Origin of the sequence: Bradyrhizobium sp. Mp27 (assembly GCF_029953005.1) — a bacterium.
Taxonomy (GTDB): domain Bacteria; phylum Pseudomonadota; class Alphaproteobacteria; order Rhizobiales; family Xanthobacteraceae; genus Bradyrhizobium; species Bradyrhizobium barranii.
In genome coordinates, this window is the sequence record NZ_JASAUS010000048.1 from 1 (window position 1) to 18,573 (window position 18,573).

Sequence of the window (18,573 nt, forward strand, 5' to 3'; positions counted from 1 at the left end):
CTGAAGCTCTTGCCCGGGAAACAAACTCAAACTAACAGTCCCTTGTCCTGCCTCGCGGGTGGAGGAATTTGACTGACCACACCCGGAGGAATTTGAAGTGACCCGCGGGGCGCCTACCGGCTTGCGAAGCAAATCTATCTCACCGGCGATGTCGGCGTCGGCTACAATGCCTTGAACCACGGGCTTCAGATCAAATCGGCATTTGCCGGCGGCGGCGATACGTTCGTCACCAGCGGTCTTGCGCTGTCGCCATGGATCTACTCGACGGCGCTGGGACTGGTCGCAGCCGATGGCAAGGGTTTTGATCTCGGCATCCGCTACGGTCTTGCCGCGACATCCTCCGGACTGTTGCAGCAGTCCGGGCTAGCGGTCCTCAAGATCAAGCTGTAGGCCGGCTGCCTCAACCCGCTGCGATCTGCTCTGCCCGCTGGAACGCCGGCCGCGCCATGCAACGCGCGAGATAGGCGTCAAAGGCCGGGCGCGACGGCACCATCTTGAACAGGCGCACCGCAAAATTCAGGCCGGAGCCGACCGTGATATCTGCGGCGGAAAACTGATCGCCGAGGATCCACGGCCCCTTCGCGAGCGCCGCTTCCAGCACGTCGAAGACCTGCGTGGCGCTGCCCCAGGCCGCGGTCGAGGTCGGGATCTCGATCTTGGTGAAGATCTGGATGATGGCAGGCTCGATGCAGCCTGGCGAAAAGAACAGCCATTGCAAATAGCGCGCGCGACGGGGATCGGTTACCGCGGGCGCGAGCTTCGCTTCGGGATAGCGGTCGGCGATGTAGGCGCAGATCGCCGCGGCTTCGCCGAGCGCGGCATCGCCGTCGCTGAGCGCCGGCACCTTGCCCATCGGATTAACCTTCAAATATTCCGGCGCCTTCTGCGCGCCGGTCGAGATGTCGGTCAGCACGCGCTCATAGGGCAGGCCGCTCTCTTCCATCAGCCAGAGCGTCGTGAACGAGCGCGAGCGTGGCGACCAATAGAGCTTGATCATGGCGAGAACTTTCCATTGGCGTAACGGCGGGCGAGGGCAGATTCATTGCGTGTTTGCGCCCGACGCGCAACGCACTATGCCTAGATGGATGCGCCGTTCTGCGAGCGATATCTTGGTCAACGTGACGGCGACGGACGTTGCAGCAGGGCCGGCAGCGTCTTGTCGAGACTCTTCGTCAAGCATCGTGCGTACCCCGTCGCGCAGTACCGGGTTGTTGACTGCGTCCGCCGGCTTCTCCGGAAACATCGCGCGATCCAGCTCGCTTGACGGACCGCCGAGCGGATTGTGCAGCAAGCGCTCTACATACGTGTCCTCGGTCATCAAGGCGGGTGCCTCCTTGATCAACGCGAAGGTGGCACCGTCATAGACCCGGATGTACATCATCGCGAAGAGATGGACTGGCCCACCGTAAGGGTATTGTGAGATACCGATGCCGGATTCCCGATGCGTTCCGTGATTCCGGTGGACGACGATGTAGCGCTCACACCGCATTTTGGGCGCGAGGAAGCGAACGAAGTTTCCGATGTCGGTCGCCGCGCTGTAGAAAAACGGATGCTGCTTTTCGCGACCACCGGACTTGAGCTCTTCGACGGTGTAGGGAATTCTCTTCACGGAACTGCCGGCCGCAGCGGCGCGAACGCGCGAGACGACGAGGTCGTCGAGCGCCCACGCCGCAATCGAGACCCGCGCACGTTTGTCCATGAATGTGAAAGGCCCGAACTTCTCGACCACGAATAGGTCACCGCCGACCGGTATCACGCCGATCTGGCACGGGCCGCTTTCAACCGGTCCGCTTGGCTTGACGCCTGCCGGTTTCCTGATCGCGGGCTTGACCACTTCCGGCTTTGGCGCCGGTTGCACCTGCCCGTCTGTCGGCGACAGCAGCGCGTATGATACCAATGCGGCGGCAAGCAGATTCATCGTCGTACGCCAACGCGCCTTATTGCGCGAAATACGGCGGCAAGATCTTGTCCAGCCGTTGGGTCAGGAAGTCGCGGGTGGTGTCGCGCAGGACGGTGTTGTTGGCGGAGTCCGCCGCCGTCTCCGGAAACATGGACTTGTCCACCTTCTGCAAAAGCTCGTTCGAAACGAAGTTGTCTGCCATATGCTTCATGACACCTTCGAACGTTACGGCGGGGCCCTTCATGATTTCGAAGGTGCGGCCATCGACCCATGTCACGCCGATATAGGAGAAGACATATGCATATGAGATGAGACCAACGCCCCGGCTGAAGATGCCGACGCCGCTGAGCGACTGATTGGTCCCGTCAAGCTGTCCTTCGCTGCGCATGATGACGAGATAGCGCTCGCAACCGGCACTGCCCGCGACCTGCCGGATCAGGTTCGACAACTCCTCGCGCTGATTGCGGAACAGGCCGGATTTGGGGTGGTAGTAGGAATCGAGCGCGCCCTTGGCGTAAGTGATCCGTCGCACCGGCGTGTTGCCTGCTGCGGCCCGCGCCCGCGCAAAGACGAGGTCGTCAAGGCCCCAGGATACCGGGACTTCGGCATAGTCGTTGCCGAACACGGTCAGACCGATCTTCTGGACGACAAAGATGTCCCCGGTCCCCGCAATCACGCCGACGCCGCAAGGACCGGCCGTCGCCGACTCCGCAGGCTTGGCTGTCGCTTTAGGCTTCGTCGTCGCTTTCTTGGCTGTCGGCTTTGCCTGTGGTGCGGTCTGAGCGGCGGGAGCGGTGGTTGCGGGAGGGGTTTGCGCTGCTGCCGAAGTCAGGAAGGACAGCAGGATGAGCACCGGGGCAGCAAGTCGAAACATGGATTCCAAGGATCAGAGGCGGGAGGTCATCGGATACGCCACACTAGGGTGGGATCGTGACAATCGCAAGCTGCACCCGGAGGTCGCCGTCTATTCGGTGGGCCGCTGCCGCTTCCACCGATAATACTTCATCACGAACCCATTCGACGGCTCGATCTCTTCCTTCTCGAACACAAAGCCTTCGCGCTCGTACCAGCGCCAGGCTTTTTCGTTCTCACGGACGCAGCGCAAGTGCATTTCATCCGGCATTTGCGTGCGGGTGAAGGCGAGCAATTGCCGTCCGAGCGATTGCCCCTGGTAGGCTGGGCCGACGAAAAGCATGTCGAGATAGAGTTTTGGCAGATGCAGCGCCAGCATGGCGGCGATCGTGCCGCTGTCGTCGGCGACGAACAGGCTCCAGCCGTTCTCGGTCTCGCGCCTGATGCGTGCGCGCAGATTTGCCAGCAGGAACTCACTCGCCTCGGCGAGGCCGGTCGAGACCCAGCTTTCCATCCAGACGCGGCCGATCTCGTCATATTCGTCGGCGCGGGCGGGGCGGATGACGGGATCAGACATTGGTGCTCTCGGTTCGATCCGCCCGCCTTCGGCGGGGGCTCGCTCGAATGATTCCGGCTATCCAGGAAAATTCCCGCCTACCCACGTTGGCCGCGCGTGGCTTGCCGCGGGCGCGCCTTGCCGGCCGACAGGCACACCACCTCGGAGATCTGCAGCAGCTGGCGCGCCAGCGGGCTGGTCTTGCGCCAGACCATGCCGATGGTGCGCGAGGGCTCGGGATCACGGAAGCGCGACAGTGAGACCGAGGCCGATCGTGTCTCCACCGACACCGCCATTTCCGGGATCAAGGTGACGCCGATGCCGGCGCTGACCATCTGGACCAGCGTCGACAGCGAATTCGCATCCAGCATCTCGCGCGGCGGCGCCGATTGCATGTTGCAGAACGACAGCGCCTGATCGCGGAAGCAGTGCCCCTCTTCGAGCAGCAGCAGCCGCATCTCGCGCATCATCTCGCGCGATGGCACCGGTGTGCCTTCGTCGGAGCCCGGCCGCACCAGCAGGAATTTTTCGTCGAACAGCGCGACTTCGGTGAGCGAAGGCTCGGACACCGGCAATGCGACGATGGCCGTGTCGAGCCGGCCTTCGACCAGTTCCTGGATCAGCCGCGGCGTCATCGTCTCGCGCACGCGGATGTCGAGCTCGGGATGCATGCGCGTCAGATTCTTGGTGATCTTGGGCAGCAGATAGGGCGCGATCGTCGGGATCATGCCGATCCGCAGCCGGCCCGCAAAGCGGTCCTGCGAGGCGCGTGCGAAATCGCCGAGCTCATCGACCGAGCGCAGGATGTCGCGGACGCGCGGTGCGAGCTCCTCGCCGAACCGGGTCAGCGCCACCTGCCGGGCGCTGCGCTCCAGCAGCAGGCCGCCGAGCGCCTCCTCCAGTTCCTTGATCTGCATCGACAGGGCCGGCTGGGAGATCGAGCTTGCCTCCGCGGCGCGGCCGAAATGGCCGTGACGCGCCAGCGCGTCGAAATATCTGAGCTGGCGCATCGTCACGTTGGCCATCAGAAAATCCTATCGCAGCGATCATTAAAGTCAACTTCCCCTGATCGAATGCGAAGCCTAGAGTAATTCTACCTGGTCAAAGGCGCGAGTTCGACGCCACCAGAGGAGGTATTCATGGATGACACTTCGAAGTGCCCGTTTTCGGGCGGAAAACCCACGCGCGTGAACCGCGACTGGTGGCCGACCCAGCTCAGCATCGAGATGCTGCACAAGAATTCCACCTTGTCCGACCCGATGGGCAAGGAGTTCGACTATGCCAAGGAGTTCAAGTCGCTCGACCTGAACGCCGTCATCAAGGACCTGACGGCTCTGATGACGGACTCGCAGGAATGGTGGCCCGCCGATTTCGGCCACTATGGCGGCCTCATGATCCGCATGGCCTGGCACAGCGCCGGCACGTATCGCACCACGGACGGCCGCGGTGGCGCCGGTGCCGGTCAGCAGCGTTTCGCACCGCTCAACAGCTGGCCCGACAACGCCAATCTCGACAAGGCGCGCCGTCTGCTCTGGCCGATCAAGCAGAAATACGGCCGCAAGATCTCCTGGGCCGATCTGATGGTGCTCGCCGGCAACGTCGCGCTGGAATCGATGGGCTTCAAGACCTTCGGTTTCGCCGGCGGCCGCGCCGACGTGTGGGAGCCGGAAGAGCTCTATTGGGGACCTGAAGGCACGTGGCTGGGCGACGAGCGCTACAGCGGCGAACGCGAGCTCGCCGAGCCGCTCGGCGCGGTGCAGATGGGCCTGATCTACGTCAACCCGGAAGGCCCGAACGGCAAGCCTGACCCGGTCGCCGCGGCCAAGGACATCCGCGAGACGTTCGCCCGCATGGCGATGAACGACGAGGAAACCGTCGCGCTGATCGCCGGCGGCCACACCTTCGGCAAGACCCACGGCGCGGGTGATCCGTCGCTGGTCGGTCCGGAGCCGGAAGCGGGTGCACTCGAGGATCAGGGCCTCGGCTGGAAGAGCAAGTACGCTTCCGGCCTGGCGGGCGATTCCATCACCAGCGGTATCGAGGTGACATGGACGACGACGCCGACGAAGTGGAGTAACAACTTCTTCGAGAACCTGTTCAAGTACGAATGGGAGCTGACGAAGAGCCCGGGCGGTGCGAATCAGTGGACGGCCAAGGGTGCCGACGCGATCATTCCGGATGCCTTCGACAAGTCGAAGAAGCACCGGCCGACGATGCTGACGACCGACCTCTCGCTGCGTCTCGATCCGGCCTACGAGAAGATCTCGCGTCGCTTCTTCGAAAACCCGGATCAGTTCGCGGACGCCTTTGCCCGCGCCTGGTTCAAGCTCACCCACCGCGACATGGGTCCGATCCAGCGCTATCTCGGCCCGCTGGTGCCGAAGGAAACGCTGATCTGGCAGGATCCGATTCCGAAGGTCGACCACGAGCTGGTCGGTGATCAGGACATCGCCGCGCTGAAGACCAAGATCCTGGCTTCGGGCCTCTCGATCTCCGAGCTGGTCTCGTCCGCCTGGGCGTCGGCCTCGACGTTCCGCGGTTCGGACAAGCGCGGCGGCGCCAATGGCGCGCGCATCCGTCTTGCCCCGCAGAAGGACTGGGAGGTGAACCAGCCGGCTCAGCTCTCCAAGGTTCTGGGCAAGCTCGAAGCGATCCAGAAGGACTTCAACGCATCGGCCGGTGCGAAGAAGGTCTCGCTCGCCGACCTCATCGTCCTCGGCGGTTCTGCCGCGGTCGAGAAGGCCGCGAAGGATGCCGGCGTTGACGTGAAGGTTGGCTTCACGCCGGGCCGCATGGATGCCTCGCAGGAGCAGACCGACACGGACTCCTTCGCCCCGCTGGAGCCGCGGGCCGATGGCTTCCGCAACTACGTCGGCAAGAAGCATCAGTTCCTGCAGCAGGAGGAAGCCCTCGTCGATCGCGCGCAGCTGCTGAAGCTGAGCGGACCCGAGCTGACCGTGCTGGTCGGCGGCCTGCGTGTGCTCGGCGCCAATGCGAACGGTTCGAAGCACGGCGTCCTCACCGCGAAGGTGGGCACGCTGAGCAACGACTTCTTCGTCAACCTGCTCGATATGAGCGCGCAGTGGACGCCGGCGGCTGACGGCACCTACGAGGCCCGCGACCGCAAGACCAACGCGGTGAAGTGGACCGGCACGCGCGCCGACCTGATCTTCGGTGCGCACTCGCAGCTCCGCGCCTTCGCCGAGGTCTATGCCTCGTCGGACGCCAAGCAGCAGTTCGTGCAGGACTTCGCCAAGGCCTGGACCAAGGTGATGAACCTCGACCGGTACGACCTCGCGGCCTGATCCCTGGGCTTAAGCCAAGCGACAAACAAAAAGGGCGGCCGAGAGGCCGCCCTTCGTGTTTCTGATGTGCGGAGCGATTACTCGCCGGCCGCTTCGCGCGGGGCCTTCTCGCCGTCGCCGCCCTTGCCCTCGAGGTCTTCGCCGGTGGTCTGGTCGACCACCTTCATCGACAGCCGGGTCTTGCCGCGGTCGTCGAAGCCAAGCAGCTTGACCTTGACCTTGTCGCCTTCCTTGACGACGTCGGAGGTCTTCTGCACGCGCGCCGAAGCGAGCTGGCTGATGTGGACGAGACCGTCCTTGGAACCGAAGAAGTTCACGAAGGCGCCGAACTCCATCACCTTGACGACGGTGCCGTCATAGATCTGGCCGACTTCCGGATCGGACGCGATCGACTTGATCCACTTGATCGCGGCCTTCATCGCCTCGCCGTCGCTGGAGGCGACCTTCACGGTGCCGTCGTCCTCGATGTTGACCTTGGCGCCGGTCTTCTCGACGATCTCGCGGATCACCTTGCCGCCGGTGCCGATCACTTCGCGGATCTTGTCGGTGGCGATCTTGAAGGTCTCGATGCGCGGCGCGTATTCGCCGAGCTCGGCGCGGGCGTTGGTGAGCGCCTTGGCCATCTCGCCGAGGATGTGGATACGACCATCCTTGGCCTGACCGAGCGCGACCTTCATGATCTCTTCGGTGATGCCCTCGATCTTGATGTCCATCTGGAGCGAGGTGATGCCCGCTTCCGTACCGGCCACCTTGAAGTCCATGTCGCCGAGATGATCCTCGTCACCGAGGATGTCCGAGAGCACCGCGAAGCGCTTGTCCTCGAGGATCAGGCCCATCGCGATACCCGCGGTCGGCCGCTTCAACGGCACGCCGGCATCCATCAGCGCGAGCGAAGCGCCGCAGACCGAAGCCATCGAGGACGAGCCGTTCGACTCGGTGATCTCCGACACCACGCGCGTGGTGTAGGGGAATTCGTGATGCGGCGGCAGCACCGGGTGGATCGCGCGCCAGGCCAGCTTGCCGTGGCCGATCTCGCGGCGCTTGGTGCCGCCGAGGCGACCGGTCTCACCGACCGAGTAGGGAGGGAAGTTGTAGTGCAGCAGGAACGTCTCTTTGTACGTTCCGGACAGCGCGTCGATATACTGCTCGTCCTCGCCGGTGCCGAGCGTGGTCACGACCAGCGCCTGGGTTTCGCCGCGGGTGAACAGCGCCGAGCCGTGGGCGCGGGGCAGCACGCCGACTTCGGCGATGATGTTGCGCACGGTCTTGCTATCGCGGCCGTCGATGCGCTTGCCGGTGTCGAGGATGTTCCAGCGAACGATCTTGGCTTCCAGCTCCTTGAACACGCCGGAGACGCGCAGCTTGTCGTATTTCGGCTCCTGGCCCTCAGGGAAGTAGTGAGCGATCACCTTTTCCTTGACCTTGCCGACCGCAGCGTAGCGATCCTGCTTGACCGGAATGGCGTAGGCGGCGCGCAGCTCCTGCTCGACGAGGCCGAGCATTTCCTTCTCGAGCGCCGAATTGTCGATCACCGTGACTTCGCGCGGTTCCTTGGCGGCCTTCTCGGCGAGCTCGATGATGGCGTTGATCACCGGCTGGAAGTGGCGGTGACCGAACATCACGGCGCCGAGCATGATGTCCTCGTTGAGCTCCTTGGCTTCCGATTCCACCATCAGCACGGCGTCGGCCGTGCCGGCGACGACGAGGTCGAGCTGGGTGTCGACCATCTCGTCGAGCGTTGGGTTGAGAATGAACTCGTCATTGGCGAAACCGACGCGCGCTGCGCCGATCGGGCCCTTGAAGGGCGCGCCGGACAGGGTCAGCGCGGCCGACGAGGCCACCAGCGCCACGATATCGGGATCGTTCTCCATGTCGTGCGACAGCACGGTGACGATCACCTGGGTCTCGTTGCGCCAGCCGTCGACGAACAGCGGACGGATCGGACGGTCGATCAGGCGGGAGACCAGCGTCTCCTTCTCGGTCGGACGACCCTCGCGCTTGAAATAGCCGCCGGGAATGCGGCCGGCTGCGTAGGTCTTCTCCTGGTAGTCGACCGTCAGCGGCAGGAAGTCGACGCCTTCGCGCGGCGCCTTCGCCGCGACGACGGTGGCGAGCACCACGGTCTCGCCATAGGTGGCGACGACGGCGCCGTCGGCCTGACGCGCGATCTTGCCGGTTTCGAGCTTGAGAGGGCGTCCACCCCAGTCGATCTCGACTGAATGCTTATTGAACATAGAGGTCTTCTTTCATGGGTTCTCGAAAGAAGGACGGTCCGAAAAACAAAAACCATGCGCAAGATTGCGGGACGTTGATCGAAGCGGGCGATCAGCGTCCTGCGATCCTGCCATGGTTTTCGGATTTCGGATGGCGTCCATCCTTTCGGGTCATACGGGCGCCTTGCCCGTTGTGCCCAGCCGCCGGATTGCTGCTGGACTGTCAGTCGGCACGAACGCGAACACCGGATTGCGGTCCTCGCCCATCGTGCCCGGGTGCTAGCCGTCAACGGCTCGCACCCAACGCGCACGCAACCTCGATCAAAAACCTTTAAACAAACGCTTTCGCTCGAAACCGCGCACGAAAACGCGCGCCAGTGGCGCGCGCAGGAACACTTAACGACGAATGTTGTGCTTCTCGAGCAGCGCCTTGTAACGCGCCTCGTCCCTCTTCTTGAGGTAGTCGAGCAGCGAGCGGCGGGTCGAAACCAGCTTCAAGAGGCCGCGACGCGAATGGTTGTCCTTCACGTGGGTCTTGAAATGGTTGGTGAGGTTGTTGATGCGTTCCGACAGGATCGCGACCTGAACCTCCGGCGAGCCGGTGTCGCCGGCCTTGTTGGCATTCGTCTTGATGACTTCCGCTTTGCGTTCTGCGGCAATCGACATCGTCAATTTCTCTCGTTGCGACCGGTGCTGGCAGTCAGACCGGTCAGGTTGAACACACGCTTGGGGATGATTTCGCCGTTGCCGACTTCAGCAAGCGCCAATAGACGGCCTGCCACCGTGACATAGACTGTGCCGCTACTAGTGGGCGCATCCCGTCCGCGCAATAAAACGGCCTGGCCCCGATGGAGCCTTGCCGCATCAGCCCGAGTGACGGCCAGTGCCGGGATGTCGTCCAGCGCGGTCTCAACGGGCAAAAGCGCGTCGGCGAGGCTGCCCTCGCCGGACGCGGCTCTATCGCATAAAGCCTCCAACTGATCCAGCGGAATCATGTCGTTCTCGTCAAATGGGCCGACCAGGGTCCGCCGCAGCGCGCAGATATGGCCGTAAGTGCCGAGAATCCGGCCCATATCGCGGGCCAGCGCCCGGACATAGGTGCCCTTGCCGCACTCGGCCTCGAACACCGCCCGGTCGCTATCCGGTTGATCCACAAGGTTTAAATGGTGAATTTCGATCGGACGGGGGGCCAGTTCCACGACCTCGCCGTCGCGGGCGAGGTCATAGGCGCGCTCACCCTGGACCTTGATCGCGGAATAGCGCGGCGGGATCTGTTCGATCACCCCGGTGAAGCGAGGCAGCAGGGCCAGGATGGCCTCCCGTGTCGGGCGCTGGTCGGAGGTCGCAGTGACCCGGCCCTCGATATCATCGGTATCGCGCTCCTCGCCCCAGCACACGGTGAACTGGTAGCGCTTGCGGCCGTCCATCACGAAGGGAACCGTCTTGGTGGCCTCGCCGAGCGCGATCGGCAGGCCGCCGGAGGCGAGCGGGTCGAGCGTGCCGGCGTGTCCCGCGCGCTTGGCGTTGAACAGGCGCTTGAGCACGGCGACGGCTTGCGTCGAGGTCATGCCGATCGGCTTGTCGAGCACGACCCAGCCATGGACGTCGCGGCGGTCGCGGCGCGGCTGGTTGCCCTTCTGCTTGTTGGCGCGGGGATCGTTGTTGACGCGGCGCGGCTCCTGATGCGGCTGGGAATCGCCGCCGAGATCCGCAAAATTATTTTTCTGCACGTCGCGCTGATCGGTCTCTTCGCCGCCGATCGTGCCGTGAGCCGGGTCCATCGTCATCGCTCTTCTTCCCGATCCGAATCCGGATCCTGTTCCAGGTCCTTCTGCACCGCAGGTGTTCGCAAAAGCTTCTCGATCCGTTCCGCTTCGTCGAATCGTTCGTCGACGCGGAAACGAAGGTCAGGTGCAAATTTCAGGTTAACGCGCCGCGCGACTTCGCCGCGCAGGAATTTCTTGTTGCGCTCGAGCGCAGCGATGATGACCTCGGTGTCGCGGCCACCGAGCGGCATCACGTAAACCGTCGCGAGCTTCAGGTCGGGTGACATCCGTACCTCCGGCACGGTGATGATGTGACCTTCGAGGTCCGCATCATGCACATTGCCTTGCGCCAGAATCTCGGCCATCGCGTGGCGAACCTGCTCGCCGACACGCAACTGGCGTTGCGAGCCGCCCGGCGCGGAACTTTTCTTCTGATGGTGGCGGGGCATGGTTGAAAATCACCTCGTCGTGCCCGCGTTTGGGACACGAGCATTGTCATTTGTCCTGTTGAAACGAATGCGGCGCGATGGCCGGAATAAATCCGGCCATCGCACTCCCGCAATTTCAGCTCAAAAAGATCCGGGCGCTTCGGTAAGATTTGGACTTACAGGGAGCGCTGGATCGTCTCCACGCGATAACACTCGATCACGTCACCGGCACGCATGTCGTGGTAGTTCTCGAAGGCCATGCCGCATTCCTGACCGGACTGCACTTCCTTCACTTCGTCCTTGAAGCGCTTTAGCGTCGACAGCTTGCCTTCGTGCACGACGACGTTGTCGCGGATCAGGCGCACATTGGCGCCGCGTTCCACGGTGCCGTCGGTGACGCGGCAGCCGGCGACCTTGCCGACCTTGGAGATGTTGAAGATCTCCAGGATCGAGGCGTTGCCCAGCATGGTTTCGCGCAGGGTCGGCGCGAGCAGGCCGCTCATCGCCTTCTTCACGTCATCCACGAGGTCGTAGATGATGTTGTAGTAGCGGATCTCGATGCCGTTGCGCTTGGCGGCCGCAGCCGCCTCCTTGTTGGCACGAACCGAGAAGCCGATGATCGCGGCGTTGAAGCCTTCCGCGAGCGTCACGTCCGATTCCGAGATGCCGCCGACGCCGGCATGCAGGATGCGGGCTGCGACTTCGTCGGTGCCGAGCTTCTCCAGCGAGCCGAGGATCGCTTCCAGCGAGCCTTGCACGTCGGCCTTGATGATCAGCGGGAATTCCTTGCGGCCCGCCGTCTTCAATTGCGACATCATCTGCTCGAGCGAGCCGCGCATGCCGGAGATCGAGGCAGCCGCGTTCTCGCGCTTCTGGTGCGCGCGATAGCTGGTGACCTGGCGGGCGCGGGCTTCGTTCTCGACCACCGCGAGACGATCGCCGGCCTCCGGCGGACCGTTGAAGCCGAGCACCTCGACCGGAACCGAAGGACCGGCCTCATGCACCGTCTCGCCCTGATCCGAGATCAGCGCGCGGACGCGGCCCATCTCGGCGCCGGCGACAATGATGTCACCGACACGAAGCGTGCCGCGCTGGACCAGCACGGTCGCGACCGGGCCACGGCCGCGATCGAGCTTGGCTTCGATCACGGTGCCTTCGGCCGGACGCTCCGAATTGGTCTTCAGGTCGAGGATGTCGGCCTGGAGCGCGATCATCTCGAGCAGCTTGTCGAGATTGGTCTTGTTCTTGGCTGACACTTCGACGTCGACGACTTCGCCGCCGAAGGATTCGACCTGCACCTCGTGCTGGAGCAGCTCGGTGCGCACGCGCTCGGGCTTCGCATCGGGCTTGTCGATCTTGTTGATGGCAACGATGATCGGCACCCGCGCCGCCTTGGCGTGGTTGATGGCTTCGATCGTCTGCGGCATGACGCCGTCATCGGCAGCAACCACCAGCACGACGATGTCGGTCACCTTGGCGCCGCGGGCGCGCATCGCGGTGAACGCGGCGTGGCCGGGCGTGTCGATGAAGGTGATCTTCTTGCCGCTATCGGGCGACAGCACCTGATAGGCGCCGATATGCTGGGTGATGCCGCCGGCTTCGCCGGAGACGACGTTGGCATGGCGGAGCGCGTCGAGCAGCGAGGTCTTGCCGTGGTCGACGTGACCCATCACGGTCACGACGGGCGAACGCGTCTCGGTGTCGGTGGAATCGTCGGTGGCGTCGAACAGGCCTTCTTCAACGTCGGACGCGGCAACGCGCTTGACGGTGTGACCAAGCTCTTCGGCGATCAGCTGCGCAGTGTCGGCGTCGATCACGTCGGTGATCTTGTGAATCGCGCCCTGCTTCATCAGCATGCGGATGATTTCGACCGCGCGCTCGGCCATGCGGTTGGCGAGCTCCTGGATGGTGATCGCTTCCGGAATGACCACCTCGCGGATGAGCTTTTCCTTCGGCTCGTTCGCGGCGTGGCCCTTCAGGCGCTGAGTGCGGCGGCGGAACGAGGCGATCGAGCGCTCGCGCACGTCGTCGGCATTGAATGCGGTCACGACCGTCAGGCGACCGCGCTCCTTCTGCGGGCCGGGTTTGTGGGTGGGCTTGGGGGCTACCACGGGACGCGCGGCGCCGCCGGGACCGCGACGGATCTGGCGCGGACCATCGTCCTCGTCCGGTCCGGCTGCAACCGCGGGAGCGCGACCCAACGGGCCGCCTCCCGGCCTCGCGGTGGTCGTTCCAGGGCGCGCGGTGGTTGTTCCCGGGCGTGCCGTGGTCGTGGTGGTGCCGGGGCGTGCTGCGGGCGCGCCAGGACGTGGCGCGGGAGCGGCCGGGGCGGCAGTTGCAGGGCGCGCGGCTGACGCCGGCTGTTCGCCTTCGCCAAAACGCTTCTTGGCCTCGGTTTCGGCCTTGCGCTTGGCTTCCTCTTCGTGGCGGTGGCGCTCTTCCTCGGCCTTGCGGCGGGCCTCGGCGGCTTCGCGCTCGACGCGTTCGGCGGCTTCGCGGACAGCGCGGCGCTGGGCTTCGTCTTCGGCCTGGCGGCGCTCTTCGACTTCGCGCACCTTGGCGTCGGCCAGCGCGCTGGCGCGGGCGGAACGTTCGTCCTCGGTCAGCGTGCGCAGCACCACGCCGGAGCCGGCGTTGCGGGGCGGAGCCGGGCGTGCCGGAGCGGGAGCAGGCGCGGCCGGTGCCGGCTTTGCAACAACCGCGGGAGCTTGCGGTTCGGGGCTGCCGTCGATGCGGCGCTTGCCGCGCTTCTCGACCACGACCTGCTTGCTGCGGCCATGGCTGAAGCTCTGACGCACAGTGCCCGTTTCGACGCGCGGCTTGAGCGATAGCGTCTTGCTCGGAACGCTCAGCTTCTTGTCGTCAGGGGTCTTGGTATCAACCATTCAGTAGTCCTAATCCTGATCTGTTAGCATTGTGCGTTGCCGCACCGTCCTATCGGGTCGTCGTTGTCTCTCAGAAATCCTGGCCGGGCTTTTCGGCAGTCTTGTCATCGTCCGCCATCCGGTATCGGACCAGCATCTGGCTACGTGACAGGAATGACTTGCTCGCCGGGCCCGCGAGCAGGGCAGCATGTATCACATTTGACCGGGTAAGTGCCAAATCCAATTCTATCGATTTCAGCGCAGTGACGACGGGAATCTGCGGCTTGGCGCCGCGATTCCCGTCATTTTGACGTGCCAGCATGTCTAATTTGCGGATTCCGTCCGCGGCCCCGTCGCTGGCATGGATCAGGGCCTCGGCCGTGCCTTCCCGCAGGGCGCTTTCGACCTTGCCGAAGCCGGCCACAATCTGGCCCGCCTTGGCGGCAATCCCAAGGGCTTCGGTCACGCTCCGAACCAGGAGCGCCTCGATGTCGGCGGGAAGCGTCTGGGGAGTGCGCAGCTCGCGCTTGAAGGCTTTGCTAAATTGGTGACGCCGCACGGCTTCCGCAACCACCTCGCGCGAGGCAGTGACCCACATGCCGCGTCCGGGCAGCTTGCGCTTGAGATCGGGAACTATGTCGCCTTGCGGCGAAATGACGAAGCGGATCAGCTCGTCGATCGGCCGGACCTCGCGACTGACCGCGCACATCCGCATGGTCGCGGACCTTTCGGTCCGCGGTCCATGGTCGAGATCGTGGTCAGTATCTGCGAGCATCCGGGCGACATTCTCCTTCGTCCTTAAGCCGGCTGATCTTCGGTCGCCTCAGCCTCTTCGGCGGGCTTCGCGAGATCGGCTTCGGTGATCCAGCCGGCCTTGACGCGGGCCTGCATGATCATGGCTTCGGCATCGTCGCGGGAGATCTCGATACCGTCGAGCGCACCAGGGAATTTGGTCTGCTCGCCGCCTTCCTTGCGCTCGGTCCAGCCGACCAGGTCGTCGGTGGCGCAGCCGGCGAGGTCCTCGACGGTCTTGATGTCGTTCTCGCCGAACTTCACCAGCATCTTGGAGGTGACGCCCGGCACGTCCTTGACGGCGTCCTCGACACCGAGCTCCTTGCGCTTGGCCTCGATCTCGGCCTCCTGCTGCTCGAGATATTCGCGGGCACGGTTCTGGAGCTCCTGCGCAGTCTCCTCGTCGAAGCCTTCGATGCCGGCGAGTTCCTTGAGATCCACCATCGCGAGTTCCTCGACCGAGGTGAAGCCTTCGGACGCCAGCAATTGGCCGACCACTTCGTCGACATTGAGCGATTCCATGAAGACGCGGGTGGAGTTCTCGAAGTCGGCCTGGCGGCGCTCCGATTCCTCCTGCTCGGTCAGGATGTCGATGTCCCAGCCGGTAAGCTGCGAGGCCAGACGCACGTTCTGGCCGCGGCGGCCGATCGCCAGCGAGAGCTGGTTGTTGGTGTCGGGCACGACGACCTCGATGCGCTCGCGGTCTTCGTCGATGACGACCTTTGAGACTTCGGCCGGCGCCAGCGCGTTGACCACGAAGGTCGCGATGTCGGGCGACCACGGAATGATGTCGATCTTCTCGCCCTGCAGCTCGTTCACCACGGCCTGCACGCGCGAGCCGCGCATGCCGACGCAGGCTCCGACCGGATCGACCGAGGAATCGCGGGAAATCACGCCGATTTTCGCGCGCGAGCCGGGATCGCGGGCCACCGCCTTGATCTCGACGATGCCGTCATAGATCTCAGGCACTTCCTGCGCGAACAGCTTCGCCATGAACTGCGGATGGGTGCGGGAGAGGAAGATCTGCGGGCCGCGGGTCTCGCGGCGGACGTCGAAGATGTAGGCGCGGACGCGGTCGCCGTTGCGGAACACTTCGCGCGGCAGCATCTCGTCGCGGCGGATGATGGCTTCACCGCGGCCGAGGTCGACGATCACGCTGCCATATTCGACGCGCTTGACGACGCCGTTGACGATGTCGCCGATGCGGTCCTTGAATTCCTGATATTGCCGGTCGCGCTCGGCCTCGCGGACCTTCTGCACGATCACCTGCTTGGCCGATTGCGCGGCGATGCGGCCATATTCCAGCGGCGGCAGCGTATCGGCGATGGTGTCGCCGACCTGGGCGCCGGGATTGGCGCGCTGCGCATCCACCAGCGAGATCTGGTTGGAATGATTTTCGACCTTCTCGACCACCAGCATGTGGCGCGACAGCCGCAGCTCGCCCTTCTTTGGGTCGATCTCGGCATGAACGTCAGTCTCGCTGCCGTAACGTGCCCGTGCCGCCTTGGCGATGGCGTCTTCCATCGCCGCGATGACGATGCCGCGGTCGATCGATTTCTCGCGCGCAACGGCATCGGCGATCTGGAGCAATTCAAGTCGATTGGCGCTGACTGCCATGGCTAGTCTCCTTCGTCAGGCTCGATCTCGCCCCGCCGCGCGCGTTCGGCGGCCAGGCGGTGCTTCTTCGTATTGGTCGGGGCCGGCTTCTTTTTTTGCGGCTTGGTGTTCTTGGTGATCTTCGCACTGATTTCCGCGTGCGGTGCAGCCGGCGGCTCGATGCCGAGCTCGCGGCGCATCTGGCGCTCTTCGGCCTTGCCGCGGCGCATGGATTCCGCGATCAGCTCGTCGGTCAGCACCAAGCGTGCCTCACCGATGTCTTCCATCGTCAGGAGAACGTCGGGATTATCGCTCGCCTTGGCGTCGTCGCGGTGCAGATGCACGCGGTCGCCTTCGACGGCACCAAGCACGCCACGGAACCGCTTCCGCCCCTCATGGGCGACCGCCATGTCGATCTTCACCAGATGGCCGGAATAGCGTTCGAAATCCGAGCGGCGCACCAGCGGACGGTCGATCCCCGGCGAGGAGATTTCCAGCCGGTAAGCGCGATCGATGGGGTCGGCGACATCGAGCACCGGCGACAGCGCCCGCGAGATCGCTTCGCAATCCTCGAGCTGCATCGATCCGTCTGGCCGCTCGGCCATGATCTGCACCGTGCAGCCGGCCTCGCCGGAAATGCGGATCCGCACCAGGCGGTAGCCCATGCCCTCGAGCACCGGACCTGCGACCGCGGACACACGTGCCGCCACGCCCGGCTCGACCACGAGCCTCGGCTCGGCCAGCAACTCGGCATCCGTGGAACCAGTGTTCGGTTCGGTCATATCAGGGGTCAAGGCGCTCGATGGTTAAGGCTTGGTTAAGGACTTGAGCAGGTTAGGATCTGCAGAGCCTGTTTCGGAACTCTTTATCCCGGCAGCTCGCCGGGCCGCATATCTTCCACCAAGCCGCGTTCAGGTAATAAAAAAGAGCGGGTCCTTTCGGGCCCACTCTCACTACGCGGATCGTATGAGAAGATGAATTGGCGCTGATATAGCCCTTTCCGTCCTCCCGGACAAGGCCCATCGCGGGAAAGACAAGGCTTTTTGCGCCCGGCCTGAGGCCCCCCGCGCAACGCTTCCTTCATCTAGGAGGCCTAAATTCTCTGATTGTGGGGCGACTTGGACCAAGGGCGCACCCGCGGCGTGCCCTGTACGAGTTGCGTTTTCATGACCGCTGCCACGTCGCTCATTCCCGGACTGGACGAGATCGTCAAACGCGGCGACCCCCGGCGTCGCGGCGAGATCGCGCGCGCCATCGCCCAATTGTTCTTCCAGGACGCCGAGAAGTTCCGTCCCGATCTCGTCGATCTCTTCGACAATCTGCTGATCGATCTCGTTCCGCATGCCGAGCTTGCCTCGCGCGTCGACCTCGCCGAGCGCTTCTCCCACCTGAACAATGCGCCGCCGCATCTGGTGAACCAGCTCGCGCGCGAAAACGAGATCGTGGTGGCGGGCCCCGTGCTGCGCCGCTCGCCGGTGCTCGACGACGCCGCTCTCGTCGAGATCGCGCGGCTGAAGGGCCAGGGCCATCTGCTGGCGATGACCGAGCGCCCCGCACTGTCGGCAGCCATCACCGACGTGCTGGTCGAGCGCGGCGATCGCGACGTGGTGCGTCGCGCCGCGGGCAATGCCGGTGCGGTTTTCTCGCAAGGCAGCTATTCCGAGCTGATCAAGCGTGCGTCGCAGGACGGCGTGCTGACGCTCAAGATCGGCCAGCGCAACGATCTCTCGGGCGAGCACCTGAAACAGCTGCTCGACGGCACGCTCGACGTCATCCGCCGCCGCCTCTCGAGCGTGGTCAATCCCGTGCGTCAGGTCGAGATCAAGCGCGCCATGGCGGCGATCGAGGAGGCCGCGCTGCCGCCGGGGCCGCGGCGCGATTTCTCGGATGCACAGCGCACGGTGCTGATCTTGCATCGCGAGGGTCATCTCGGCGAGAGCGCGCTGCTCGGCTTCGCCAAGGCGCTCAAATACGAGGAATCGATCGCCTCGCTCGCGGCGATGTCCGGTGTCCGTCTCTCGATCCTCGATCGCCTGGTCGCGGGCGACCGCTACGATCCGATCCTGATTCTGGGGCGTGTGCTCAATCTCGGCTGGCCCACGGTGCGCGCGCTGATCCTGATGTGGCACGGCCCGCATCGCGCGCCGGCCGATGCCGATCTCGAGCAGGCGCGCGTGAACTTCACGCGCCTGATGCCGTCGACGGCCGAACGCGTCGTGAAATTCTGGCGCAACCGCCAGACGATCTAATCAAAGTACGGATCTTCGTCGTCATGGCCGGGCTTGTCCCGGCCATCCACGT

16 protein-coding genes are annotated in these 18,573 nt (G+C 64.2%); 3 read left to right on the plus strand and 13 right to left on the minus strand.

All coding sequences use genetic code 11. The annotated features are described in order from the left end of the window. Positions 1-171: 171 nt before the first annotated feature. Entirely contained in the window at positions 172-390 is a 219-nt protein-coding gene (locus tag QJT78_RS23550) for a hypothetical protein (RefSeq protein ID WP_281460330.1), read from the plus strand. 10 nt (positions 391-400) lie between these two features. Here the strand turns inward: QJT78_RS23550 and QJT78_RS23555 are convergent, their stop codons facing one another. The 5 genes from QJT78_RS23555 to QJT78_RS23575 form a co-directional block, all read right to left on the minus strand. Next, on the minus strand, positions 401-997 hold the full coding sequence (locus QJT78_RS23555) for a glutathione S-transferase family protein (protein WP_038944022.1): 597 nt from the start codon (positions 995-997) through the stop codon (positions 401-403). A 42-nt stretch (positions 998-1,039) separates the two neighbouring features. Continuing rightward, on the minus strand, positions 1,040-1,918 hold the full coding sequence (locus QJT78_RS23560) for a hypothetical protein (protein ID WP_038944021.1): 879 nt from the start codon (positions 1,916-1,918) through the stop codon (positions 1,040-1,042). A 19-nt stretch (positions 1,919-1,937) separates the two neighbouring features. Next, entirely contained in the window at positions 1,938-2,774 is an 837-nt protein-coding gene (locus tag QJT78_RS23565; protein ID WP_038944020.1) for a hypothetical protein, read from the minus strand. 90 nt (positions 2,775-2,864) lie between these two features. Beyond that, positions 2,865-3,329 carry a GNAT family N-acetyltransferase gene (locus tag QJT78_RS23570; RefSeq protein WP_028150570.1) on the minus strand — a complete coding sequence of 155 codons (465 nt, stop codon included), beginning with the start codon at positions 3,327-3,329 and terminating at the stop codon, positions 2,865-2,867. 77 nt (positions 3,330-3,406) lie between these two features. Then, positions 3,407-4,333 carry a hydrogen peroxide-inducible genes activator gene (locus QJT78_RS23575; protein ID WP_028150571.1) on the minus strand — a complete coding sequence of 309 codons (927 nt, stop codon included), beginning with the start codon at positions 4,331-4,333 and terminating at the stop codon, positions 3,407-3,409. 114 nt (positions 4,334-4,447) lie between these two features. On the opposite strand from QJT78_RS23575, the gene katG reads away from it, so the two are divergent. After that, positions 4,448-6,613 (plus strand): catalase/peroxidase HPI, encoded by a 2,166-nt coding sequence (gene katG, locus QJT78_RS23580; RefSeq protein ID WP_028150572.1) that lies wholly within the window; start codon positions 4,448-4,450, stop codon positions 6,611-6,613. A gap of 77 nt (positions 6,614-6,690) precedes the next feature. On the opposite strand, the gene pnp is transcribed toward katG, so the two are convergent. The 8 genes from pnp to rimP all read right to left on the minus strand — a co-directional run bounded on the left by pnp (position 6,691) and on the right by rimP (position 17,054). After that, complete coding sequence (gene pnp / locus QJT78_RS23585) at positions 6,691-8,847, minus strand: polyribonucleotide nucleotidyltransferase (RefSeq protein ID WP_038944019.1); 2,157 nt, start codon at positions 8,845-8,847, stop codon at positions 6,691-6,693. A gap of 375 nt (positions 8,848-9,222) precedes the next feature. Next, a complete protein-coding gene (gene rpsO, locus QJT78_RS23590; protein ID WP_008131787.1) occupies positions 9,223-9,492 on the minus strand; it encodes a 30S ribosomal protein S15 in 270 nt (89 codons plus the stop codon). Positions 9,493-9,494: 2 nt separating this feature from the next. Next, a complete protein-coding gene (gene truB / locus QJT78_RS23595; RefSeq protein ID WP_028150574.1) occupies positions 9,495-10,613 on the minus strand; it encodes a tRNA pseudouridine(55) synthase TruB in 1,119 nt (372 codons plus the stop codon). Continuing rightward, entirely contained in the window at positions 10,610-11,041 is a 432-nt protein-coding gene (rbfA, locus tag QJT78_RS23600) for a 30S ribosome-binding factor RbfA (RefSeq protein WP_028150575.1), read from the minus strand. The genes truB and rbfA overlap by 4 nt, the downstream gene beginning before the upstream one ends. A gap of 155 nt (positions 11,042-11,196) precedes the next feature. Further along, the gene (infB, locus tag QJT78_RS23605) at positions 11,197-13,905 is read right to left on the minus strand and encodes a translation initiation factor IF-2 (protein WP_028150576.1); all 2,709 of its coding nucleotides are present in this window, start codon (positions 13,903-13,905) and stop codon (positions 11,197-11,199) included. Between the two features lie 70 nt (positions 13,906-13,975). Continuing rightward, a complete protein-coding gene (locus QJT78_RS23610) occupies positions 13,976-14,659 on the minus strand; it encodes an RNA-binding protein (protein ID WP_028150577.1) in 684 nt (227 codons plus the stop codon). Between the two features lie 23 nt (positions 14,660-14,682). Continuing rightward, the gene (nusA, locus tag QJT78_RS23615) at positions 14,683-16,293 is read right to left on the minus strand and encodes a transcription termination factor NusA (RefSeq protein ID WP_028150578.1); all 1,611 of its coding nucleotides are present in this window, start codon (positions 16,291-16,293) and stop codon (positions 14,683-14,685) included. A gap of 2 nt (positions 16,294-16,295) precedes the next feature. After that, positions 16,296-17,054, minus strand: a complete 759-nt coding sequence (rimP, locus tag QJT78_RS23620; protein ID WP_028150579.1) for a ribosome maturation factor RimP — start codon at positions 17,052-17,054, stop codon at positions 16,296-16,298. A 384-nt stretch (positions 17,055-17,438) separates the two neighbouring features. Between rimP and QJT78_RS23625 the strand changes: the two genes are divergently transcribed. Continuing rightward, entirely contained in the window at positions 17,439-18,521 is a 1,083-nt protein-coding gene (locus QJT78_RS23625) for a DUF2336 domain-containing protein (RefSeq protein ID WP_281460331.1), read from the plus strand. Positions 18,522-18,573: the final 52 nt, after the last annotated feature.

Coding starts and splice junctions, on each gene's coding strand:
- QJT78_RS23555 (WP_038944022.1), bottom strand. CDS start 997: ATGATCAAGCTCTATTGGTCGCCACGCTCGCGCTCGTTCACGACGCTC.
- QJT78_RS23560 (WP_038944021.1), bottom strand. CDS start 1,918: ATGAATCTGCTTGCCGCCGCATTGGTATCATACGCGCTGCTGTCGCCG.
- QJT78_RS23565 (WP_038944020.1), bottom strand. CDS start 2,774: ATGTTTCGACTTGCTGCCCCGGTGCTCATCCTGCTGTCCTTCCTGACT.
- QJT78_RS23570 (WP_028150570.1), bottom strand. CDS start 3,329: ATGTCTGATCCCGTCATCCGCCCCGCCCGCGCCGACGAATATGACGAG.
- QJT78_RS23575 (WP_028150571.1), bottom strand. CDS start 4,333: ATGGCCAACGTGACGATGCGCCAGCTCAGATATTTCGACGCGCTGGCG.
- katG (WP_028150572.1), top strand. CDS start 4,448: ATGGATGACACTTCGAAGTGCCCGTTTTCGGGCGGAAAACCCACGCGC.
- pnp (WP_038944019.1), bottom strand. CDS start 8,847: ATGTTCAATAAGCATTCAGTCGAGATCGACTGGGGTGGACGCCCTCTC.
- rpsO (WP_008131787.1), bottom strand. CDS start 9,492: ATGTCGATTGCCGCAGAACGCAAAGCGGAAGTCATCAAGACGAATGCC.
- truB (WP_028150574.1), bottom strand. CDS start 10,613: ATGACGATGGACCCGGCTCACGGCACGATCGGCGGCGAAGAGACCGAT.
- rbfA (WP_028150575.1), bottom strand. CDS start 11,041: ATGCCCCGCCACCATCAGAAGAAAAGTTCCGCGCCGGGCGGCTCGCAA.
- infB (WP_028150576.1), bottom strand. CDS start 13,905: ATGGTTGATACCAAGACCCCTGACGACAAGAAGCTGAGCGTTCCGAGC.
- QJT78_RS23610 (WP_028150577.1), bottom strand. CDS start 14,659: ATGCTCGCAGATACTGACCACGATCTCGACCATGGACCGCGGACCGAA.
- nusA (WP_028150578.1), bottom strand. CDS start 16,293: ATGGCAGTCAGCGCCAATCGACTTGAATTGCTCCAGATCGCCGATGCC.
- rimP (WP_028150579.1), bottom strand. CDS start 17,054: ATGACCGAACCGAACACTGGTTCCACGGATGCCGAGTTGCTGGCCGAG.
- QJT78_RS23625 (WP_281460331.1), top strand. CDS start 17,439: ATGACCGCTGCCACGTCGCTCATTCCCGGACTGGACGAGATCGTCAAA.